Annotated in this window: 9 protein-coding genes; 3 read left to right on the top strand and 6 right to left on the bottom strand. The window is 67.8% G+C overall.

Translation table 11 applies throughout. From position 1 onward, the window contains the following. The first annotated feature begins 226 nt into the window (after positions 1-226). Complete coding sequence (locus ABB07_RS39205; RefSeq protein ID WP_208903161.1) at positions 227-973, top strand: ExeA family protein; 747 nt, start codon at positions 227-229, stop codon at positions 971-973. Positions 974-1089: 116 nt separating this feature from the next. On the opposite strand, the gene ABB07_RS41355 is transcribed toward ABB07_RS39205, so the two are convergent. The 3 genes from ABB07_RS41355 to ABB07_RS39190 all read right to left on the bottom strand — a co-directional run bounded on the left by ABB07_RS41355 (position 1090) and on the right by ABB07_RS39190 (position 2325). Continuing rightward, positions 1090-1470: a hypothetical protein gene (locus ABB07_RS41355; protein ID WP_244189698.1), complete on the bottom strand. Its 381-nt coding sequence runs from the start codon at positions 1468-1470 to the stop codon at positions 1090-1092. Beyond that, positions 1467-1703, bottom strand: coding sequence for a VOC family protein (locus ABB07_RS39195; protein ID WP_208903160.1), 237 nt, complete (start codon positions 1701-1703; stop codon positions 1467-1469). The genes ABB07_RS41355 and ABB07_RS39195 overlap by 4 nt, the downstream gene beginning before the upstream one ends. Before the next feature lie 118 nt (positions 1704-1821). Beyond that, complete coding sequence (locus tag ABB07_RS39190; RefSeq protein ID WP_208903159.1) at positions 1822-2325, bottom strand: hypothetical protein; 504 nt, start codon at positions 2323-2325, stop codon at positions 1822-1824. Positions 2326-2864: 539 nt separating this feature from the next. Between ABB07_RS39190 and ABB07_RS39185 the strand changes: the two genes are divergently transcribed. Further along, positions 2865-3716, top strand: a complete 852-nt coding sequence (locus tag ABB07_RS39185) for a class I SAM-dependent methyltransferase (protein ID WP_279617416.1) — start codon at positions 2865-2867, stop codon at positions 3714-3716. 143 nt (positions 3717-3859) lie between these two features. Here the strand turns inward: ABB07_RS39185 and ABB07_RS39180 are convergent, their stop codons facing one another. The 3 genes from ABB07_RS39180 to ABB07_RS39170 form a co-directional block, all read right to left on the bottom strand. Then, complete coding sequence (locus ABB07_RS39180) at positions 3860-4339, bottom strand: GNAT family N-acetyltransferase (RefSeq protein ID WP_208903158.1); 480 nt, start codon at positions 4337-4339, stop codon at positions 3860-3862. Between the two features lie 231 nt (positions 4340-4570). Continuing rightward, entirely contained in the window at positions 4571-4774 is a 204-nt protein-coding gene (locus ABB07_RS41350; protein ID WP_244189697.1) for a hypothetical protein, read from the bottom strand. A 35-nt stretch (positions 4775-4809) separates the two neighbouring features. Beyond that, positions 4810-5970, bottom strand: a complete 1161-nt coding sequence (locus ABB07_RS39170) for a relaxase domain-containing protein (RefSeq protein WP_208903156.1) — start codon at positions 5968-5970, stop codon at positions 4810-4812. Between the two features lie 403 nt (positions 5971-6373). Here ABB07_RS39170 and ABB07_RS39165 point away from each other — a divergent pair, with 403 nt between their 5' ends. After that, a complete protein-coding gene (locus tag ABB07_RS39165) occupies positions 6374-8989 on the top strand; it encodes a lantibiotic dehydratase (protein WP_208903155.1) in 2616 nt (871 codons plus the stop codon). Positions 8990-9010: the final 21 nt, after the last annotated feature.

Below are 9010 nucleotides of genomic sequence, written 5' to 3'. Positions count from 1 at the left end.
CAAGCTACCCACCTGTTGGACGACTCTCCGTATGAGTACGAAGGCGGGGGCCGGCGACACTCGCGGTGGACATGAGTGTCGATCTTGGTGGGCAGTCTGAGGTGGGTCGGCCGCGGGAAGTGCGCGGTGATCTTGGGACCCGTTTCTTCGTACGTCCTCGCCGGTCGAGGTGTTCGGGCTGCCAGGTCACGCACGTGCTGTTGCCGGAGGCGATCTGGCCGCGTCCATGCTCCACCAGCACAACTCCCACCGCGAGGCCGCGGCCCGCATCGCGTGGTGCATCAACAACAAGGCGATCGGCGTGGTGACTGGCGAGGTTGGCGCGGACAAGACCGTCGCCCTCAGAGGCGCCGTCGCCTCGCTGGATCCGGCCCGCTTCACCGTGATCTACCAGCCCAACCCCGAGGTCGGCATGCGCGGCCTCTATGACCGCATCGTCACCAGCCTGGGTGGCACCCCGAAATACCAGTCCGCCGCTCTCGCAGCTCAGGCGTCCGCGGCCTTGGCCGCCGAGGTCGACGAGCGCGGACGCACCCCCGCCGTCGTCATCGACGAGTCGCACCTCCTCGACCACCACGAGCTGGACGCGATCCGCATGCTCACCAACTACGACATGGACTCCACGACGCCGTTCGCGGTGTTGCTGATCGGGCAGCCCACACTGCGGAAGCGGATGAAGCACGGCGTCCTGGCGGCCCTGGACCAGCGGATCTCGATCAGCTACCAGATGCCGACCATGGACAAGGACGAGACCGCCAGCTATATCAAGCACCACCTGACCATCGCCGGCCGCTCAGACCCGCTGTTCTCCGACGACGCCGTCGACCTGATCCACCTCACCAGCCGCGGCCTGCCCCGCTCGGTCAACAACATCGCCCTGCAGTCCCTCATCGCCGCGTTCGCCGACGAGAAGAGCATCGTCGACGAGTCCTCCACCCGCCTCGCCATCACCGAGACACACGCGACAGAGTGACGACGAAAGCGACACCGCGTTCACGACGACCCTGGCGGCCTGACGGCCGCCGGGGTCGTTTCATCCCGTCCCGTCGGCAACCAGCACGTCGCCTTCGTGCACATCTTCAGCGTCGCTCAACACACCAGGCGCACTGCGCCGGCATCCTCCCGGCCGGCGTAGCGGTCCGCTCGGGCGCGGGAGTCGTCGGCCGCCTTGGTGAACGCGTCCTTCAGGTGGCGCAGCCGTTCGGCCGTGAGATCGAGGGCTTCCACATCCGTGCGGCACTCCCTCAAGGCCCGCAGCGCCGTCAGGTCGACCGCCTCCCGGGGTCCGGCCTCCGGCTCCTGGTCGCCGTGCTCCGGGCTGGCCGCCGAGAAGGCGACCTGGATGGGCCAGCAGGTTCCCTCGGCCTCGACGTCGGTGACGGCGAAGGCGCCCGACACCGGATCGTCCATGCGGCGCCCTTGAAGGGCGAGTGCCGTACGCCGGGCCGCATCCACGCTGGAGAACGTCATGCTTCGTGATCGGGGTCGAGCACCACCCTGAACCTGTTGCCTTCCGGATCCGTCATCAGGGCTTCCTGAGGGTCATGGAGTTCCACCAGAGAGGCGCCCTTGGCGATCAGCGTCTGAACCTGCTCGGCGACCGTTCCGACGAGGACAGTGACGACGGGCAGCACAGCCGGAGACTCCGCTTCCCCAACGCTGTACTCACCATGGCCCGGGATGCTGCTCCAGAACCTGATCATTTTCTCTGGGTCTACGGCTTCGAAATGAACGTGCATACTGTCTCACTTTCATCTGTGCGACCGACACCGAAAACGGCCTGCCGAATCGATCCGGCAGGCCGTTACGGGTGAACGGACTTCAGCAGTCGATCACGGTGTTGTGCGAGTCCGCGATTCCGGGTTCGCTGAAGCGTCCGTGGTACTCGACCTGCAACGTCACCTGCGTGTTGTACGTCTCCTTGTGGCCATCATGCACGCACTTGAGCCCCGGGGTGGTCAAGCGCCCGCTGCACTTCGTCCACCCGCTGTCCTTGTGCTTCACCGCGTGCCAGTGCCCGTCGTAGGCTTCGAGCCGCTGAAGATCGACCTGAGCCCGGCACTTGTCCGGCGGCGGAGTCGAGCAGCCCGTGTAGTGGCCCTGGGCGAACAGAGGGCCGTTATGGGTGACCTGGAACGGCTTCTCACCCAGGAAGGTGCACCACACGTACACGGAAGAGGCCTTCGCGACAGCCCTCCCCGAACCGTCATCGGTGGTGGCCGATGCCGTGGCCGCCGGCACCAGCAGGGCCCCCGCCGCGAGAAGCGGGACGACAAAACGTGCCTTCAATTTTCCCCCTAAAAAAATCGAACGCGTGTCGGTCACCGGCCACCCTCATACGTTCACGGACGCCACACAAGATCCGTGGCGCGAACTTCACGTTGTTTGTCCGGTTCCAGGCGTGGAATTGGCCATTCCCTCCCATGCGCTGGCAACGGGCCGGCAGAAAACGACGAAGCCCCCGCCGGTCCGGAGCCTGACAGGGGCTCTCTGTGCGGTTCAATGATCACAGCTGCACGTACGGATCACCTCGTTCGGCTCCTTCGCCTGGTCGGGCATCGGCTTAGGGCTTGCCGGGAATCAACACGTCGGTTTGATCTTGGTTTTGTTGGGGTTCGAGGAACCTGGCGACGTCTTCCCGTGTGCGGAAACGGGCTGTTGAGGCTGGGAGATGAACACCATGGGCTTCCAGGAGCGGGCGTGCGCATCCACTCGGTGCGGTGGTGCGCACCGGTGCGGCCAGCGGCACGGAAGTGGTGCGTACCGGGTGGGGCCGATGCGGTGGAGCGGCCCGTTGGCGGCGCGCGCATGAACCTGGCTCCACTCATCAGCTCCCCTTGGAATCGATCATCTAGGCTGGCGCGGTGACTGATGAGCAGGAGCGGGTGCAGCCCTCGGGAGTGTGGGCCACGGCGGTGGGGGTGGCCCGGGTGCGGGCGCTGGAGAGCCAGCGGGAGAACGCGCTGTTCCGCGACCCGCTGGCACAGGCCTTCGCGACCGCCGGCGGACTGTGGCCCTCCTCGCCGCCGTTGCCCGATGACGAGGCCGCGCGCCGCCGCTGGCTGGCCGTGGCGTTCTCCATCGTGATCAGGACGAAGTTCCTCGATGACCTGTTGCAGCAGGCCTCCGCGTCCGGGGTCCGGCAGGTCGTGCTGCTCGGCGCCGGCATGGACAGCCGGGCCTTCCGGATGGACTGGCCCGAGGGCACCCGGCTCTTCGAGGTCGACACCGCCGCCCCACTGGACTTCAAGGCTTCAGTGCTGCGCCAGGAGCGGGCCGTCGCACGCTGCGAGCGGATCACCGTCGCGGTGGATCTGCGGGAGGACTGGCCAGCCGCGCTGGCTACCGCAGGGCACGACCCGACCGTGCCGACCGTGTGGATCGCCGAAGGACTGCTGATCTATCTGCCCGAGGACGCGGTGGAACTGCTGCTGGCCCGGATCAGCGCGCAGTCGGCGGCAGGCAGTTGGATGGGGCTGACGTTGGGCTCGCGCGGCGTGATCGAGCGCTTCGCCGCGGACGCCGTGCCAGGATCGGCGGCGTCCATGTGGCTCTCGGAGATGCCCGACGACCCGGTGGGCTGGCTGGCCGGGCACGGCTGGGAGGCCGACAGCCACACCGTGCGCGAGCGCGCTGCCGCCTACGGCCGCCCGATCAGCACCCCGCCGCAGCGCGAGGAGCGGCCCGGCGGACTGATCGCGGCGGTCCGCCGGTAGAGCGCCTCCTCCCGGTTCCCCACCGAGGACGTAAGCACCTGACCGGTGTCAGTTCTCATCGACATTTTCCGGCCCTGTGATCATCAAGTGCTGCCCGGACTCGGTGATAAACGGTGTCGCACGTCAGTTACGAAGCCAATCCGTCATGGTGCGGGCCAGTACTCCATCGACAGGATTTCTCCCTCACCTGCCATGCGCTGGAAGCTGGCCTTCTCCCACGCGTGCACGGCCCGAATGTTCGTCGCCGAGGGGTCGACCGTCACCCGCCGCCACCCGAGCGTTTTGCACAGGTAGGTGATCAGTGCGCGGGCCGCGTCCGGTCCCAGTCCGCGGCCTCGTGCCTCGGTGGCCAGGACCATGTCGATTCCGCCCTCATCAGCGCCGGCATGCCAGTACTGCGCGTAGCCGACGGGTACGCCCTGAGCGTGTATCAGGAAAGACTCGACCTGCGGGCGGCGCCGGCCTACGTACTTGGCAGCGACTTCCTCACGCGGCATCGGCAGCCCGCCCCAGTGCTCCACGAATTCGGGGTCGGCGAACCAGCGCGCGAGCAGGTCGAGGTCGGCCTCGGACGTGGGGACAAGGCACGTCTGCTTTCCGCTGATGACCGGCCCCATGGGCATGCGCCTCCCCAAGTGGTGGTGTCGCTTTCCTCGGTGCGTCTGCTAGCCGGGGTCCTCCCCGCCTTACTCGTGCCAACGATCCTAGAAGTCGACCGCTGCCGGACGATCTACCCCGCAGGCTGCCGCCCGCGACCAGCGTGAGCACTCCGAACGACCGTCACACCAGCCTTTTGACCTGCGGCTACAAGTTGGCGGAGGCTCACTGCCCCGGGTGCGCGCCGCCGGGTCCATTCAGTGACCCGCCTCCCGTCCGCGGTGCGGTGCGGGCTCCTGCGGGCGGTGCACCTGCTGGTCGTTCGAGCGCACCGGGTGCCCTCGATCGGGATCGGCCTGTTCGGCGTAGCGGTCCGTGCGAGCGCCGGAGACGTCGGCCGCTTTGGTGAACGCGACCTGGAGGTGGCGCAGCCGCTCGGCCGTGAGATCGAGGGCTTCCACGTCCGTGCGGGACTCCCGCAAGGCCCGCAGCGCCGTCAGGTCGACCGCCTCCCGGGGTTCGGTCTCCGGCTCCTGGTCGCCGTGCTCAGAGTCGGCGGCCGGAGGCGCGAGCAGTTGCTCGGGCATCGCCGCCTGCTGGTGTGCGACGACGTCGTACGCCCGGCCCCGCACGGCGGTGGTGGTGCGCAGCTTCTCGCGGTCCACCGCGCCGGCGAGGACGGCCCGCTCGTACTGCAACGGGAGGCGGGTATCTCCCACTCCCCCACTGTCTGGTCCGGGGCCCTGGGTACAGCCGGCGCGCCGGGATCGGCCGGGGGTTGCCGGTCCGGGGCGGGCGCGGCGGTTGGTGAGCGCCGCCGGGCGGGGAGGTCGGACAGCGCCCACCGTGCCGTGTAGAGGCGGTAGCCGGACTCAAGGCCGCGCACGGTCTTCGGCTCGCTGATGTCCAGGCAGTGAGTGGAGATGGCAGCGGCCACGATCTGGTCGTCCAGGCCCGGGTCGCGGCGGCGGCCGCGCAGGACGAGGGCGAGGTGGCGGCGGGCTTCGGCGAGCAGATGTCGGCGGTGGAAGCGGCCGCCGTCGTTCATCACGAACACCGTCGCGGTGACGTCGAGGGCCGCCAGGGCGACGTCGACCATGGCGGCGACCCGGGCCCGGATCGCCGCAGCCGCGGCACGGGCGTACTCGAGGAGAGCGTTGATGACGTCGGCGGCCACCCCGGAGGTGCGGATCGCGCTTTCCTTCCACTCCTCACGCAGCCGCGTGAGGGGCCGGGTCTTCTTCTTGGCCGGGCGGGTCTTGCGGGCGGCGATCTGGTTCAGCTTGGCGCGGGCCCGCTCGGAGACCACGGGCAGGAACTTCGGCTCACCGTCGTCGACGGCAGTGACGTACTCGTGCTCCAGCTCGGCCAGGCAGGCGGCGATCTGGTCGCTGCGCCGGGAGGTCCAACGGATCAGCTCGTGCGGCACCCCGGCGATCTCCATCACCGGCCGGCGCCCCGGGGTGACGGTGTGCGGCTCGGTCGCCAGCCCCAGCGCCTCGCAGACCTCAGCGGCCACGATCTCGTTGTAGAGCGCGGAGGCGGCGACGGTGTTCTCGTGCAGCGCCGTGGTGTGGATCGAGCTGTAGGCCCGCCTTCGAATTGACTTGTTCCCCTGACGACCTGGGCTTTTCCAGCTGTCTCGTTTAGAGGACACGGCACTTCTGTCTCACGATCTTGTCCCTCGTGATACTGCCCTCCGTGAAGATTCCTCCAAGATCCGCACCGGGCACGGGCCGGAACGCCCGTGCGCACCGTCCTCGGGCAGGGTTACTTGGGATGTAGGGGAAGATTCTCGGCTTGCATGGACTTATCGCACGCGGCGACGAAGGGTTTGGGCGTCTGGCGTTTCCTGAACCCGTACACGCGAGGCCGGACTTGTGAAGCACGGGGCGGGGGCCGGTCAGTCAAGGCGGCTGGCCGATGGGGCGGGGACCGCGCGTTACTGGCGTGAACTCGATGTCGTCGTTGTGTACACCATTGAAACCTCCACACGACCGTGACTACCGTGACATCTCGGCTCGATCACAATTTCGCCAACGGGGGCAGGGAGATCGGGAGTGGGTACCAGCGGGGCGAGCAGCAGCGACAACCGGTTACGGGACGAGGACATGCACGAGGGCACGTCAGACGTCGGTGGTGGGTGGTCCTTCGTACCGGTCGCGCTGTTACGGCACGCGGGTTTCCCGGTCGCTTTGTTGGACCGGTTCGCCGATGTCTCGGCGGCCGAAGAGGCCGACCTTTTGCTCACCCGTGCCGACGCGGCTCGTCATCTCGCGCAGGAGGTTAAGGCCGCTTTGCGCGAGGCTCGGGTGGGCAGCCAGGGGGACATCTCCTCGGGTGTGGGTATGCTCCGAGCCTTCGGGGATCAGGATCTGGCCCGGCTGCGGGCCGACCTCGCGCCGTCAGCTCTGGAAATCGTCGAGCGTTACCAGGACGCGGCGCTCGGTCTGGACCGGATGTGGATCCAGTTCGAACGTGACATGACCGAAGGGCTTGCGCGGGCCCGCCACAATGTGCAGGAACTCTTCAGGGATCCGGCGCTGAAACAGGTCCTGCTGCTGTCCAACGACGCGCGTTTCCCCGAGTTCGCGGACTGGATCGACAGGGGAAGTGGCGGATCGCCCGGGAGGGCGCGGCGAATGACCGATCTGCTCGCCATGTACCTTCAGCGGGTCACAACAAAGAACGAAACGCATTCCCATTTCGGCCCGTTGGGCGTGGCGCGGGTGTCGCCGGGTACGTCCGGTATCTCCTGGGCTGCTGGTCCATTGCGCAGGACCGCCTTTCTCACGCATTGGGCGGGTGAACAGTTAGCCGAGACATTCAGCCGTCGTCCTGAGGCGTTCGAGGAAGTGCGGCCCCGGCGGCGGCCGCTCGCGTTCGCGGAGGGTTCACGCCTCGCGCTGTACGCGTTCGAGTCGGTGACGGGGATGCCCGACGGCTGGCGCTTCGTGCCGGTGGCGACCGCTACCCTCGATGACGACCAACTGTGGTTGTGGCAACGGTGCGATGGTGAGTGCACGGTCGCCCGACTGCGTAGGGCCTGGCACCTGCGGGAAGACGAAGGTGATGCGCCGCTACGGGGGTTCGATGACGTCCTGAACGAATTGATCGAGAAGGACTGGCTGGTCGGTCGCTGGGAGATCCCCATCGGCTGCCCGTATCCGCTGCGCGTATTGACCGAGCATCTGCAGTCCCCGGACGTGCCGCGGACGGCCGATGGCGCTCGTGATCTGGCAACGGCGGCATGGTTCGAAGCGATGCTGCAGGAGTTCGCCACCGCACCGATGGCGAACCGCGCGGCCCTGCTCACCAGCATGAAGGAACACTTCCACCAGGTCACCGGAGCCGCGGCCAACCGCGCCGGTGGCAGGCACTACGCCGACCGGAGCATCCTGTACGAAGAGGCCCACGGGCCCGTCCGGGATCTGCGTATCGGCCAGGGCATCGCCGACCTGATCAGCCGCGAGCTGACCATTGTCTACGACCTTGCCTTGCTCGCCCCCCGGCTGCGGGTCCGCCGGGAACTGGAGGTCCTCGGCCGCTGGGTCGAACGCCGCTTCGGCGCGGAGGTGGACGTCCCGCTGGAGCACTTCTACAACGGGTTCTACGCCGACAGACCGGAACTCGCCCGCGAGTGCGAGGACATCGATCGGGAGATCACGGCCGTCGACCGCGAGATCACCGCGCTGCTCCTCGACGGGTATGAGGAAGGCACGGACGAGGCGGTCGTCGACCGGGAGCGTCTGGAGGAGTTCCTCGCCCGTTTCCCGTCCTCACCGCCCGCGCTGTGCAATCCCGACGTCATGATCGCCTCCGAGAACGCCGGCGCACTGGCTCGCGGGGACCTTCTGGCAGTCGTGGGCGACTGCCACGGTCTGCGTGAGCTGCTGACACACTCCAGTTTTGCCCCACTGATCCAGACCGAGGCACCGGAGCTGCTCGATGAGGTGTACTCCCGATATCAGGACATGCTCGACAGCGACGAACTACTGCTCGACCTCGCTCGGGCTCATCCGGACAAGACGGGCGCACAACTGGTGTATCCCTGCCCGGACCTTGAAGTCTACGGCCTCTCGGCCAAGACCCGGGACCAGGTGCTCCAGCCACAGCAGCTGTACGTCACCGTTCGCGGCGGGCGGGCCCAGCTACGCGCGCAGGGTACCGAGATGCGGCTGAAGCTGCTGGCTCCGCTCGCCGGAGGCCCCAGCATCCGTCAGGATCCGCTGTCACCCTTCGCCTTCCCCCGCCACTTCGGCGGCATCGGTCTGGGTGCCGCCGACCACGACCGCCTGCCCCGGATCCGGTGCGGTCGGGTGGTCCTCCAACGGGCCCGCCGGCGGATCCCCGCGCAGGCGTTCCGGGGCTGGAGCCCAGGCGTGCACCGGGGGAACGGGGACGCGGCCGAGTTCGCGGCAGGGCGCATGCTCCGGCGTGCTTTCGACCTGCCCGAACAAGGCTTCGTGAAGATTCCCGGTGAGCCCAAGCCGGTGTACGTCGACTGGGAATCGCCACTCCTCGTGCGGCAGATCTTCCGCCTCGTACGAAAGACCGATCTGCCCGTCGATTTCAGCGAGATGCTGCCCTCTCGGGAGCAGCTGTGGCTTGAGATCGGCGGACAGCGGTTCACGAGCGAGCTGCGTTGCGCCGTCTTCTCACGGCGCGTCGGCTGACCTCCTGACGGGCCTTCTGAC

Source organism: Streptomyces incarnatus (assembly GCF_001027185.1).
In the GTDB taxonomy this organism is placed as follows: domain Bacteria; phylum Actinomycetota; class Actinomycetes; order Streptomycetales; family Streptomycetaceae; genus Streptomyces; species Streptomyces puniciscabiei.
Note: the sequence above shows the minus strand (reverse complement) of the source record. Positions and strands in the feature narration are given on the sequence as shown.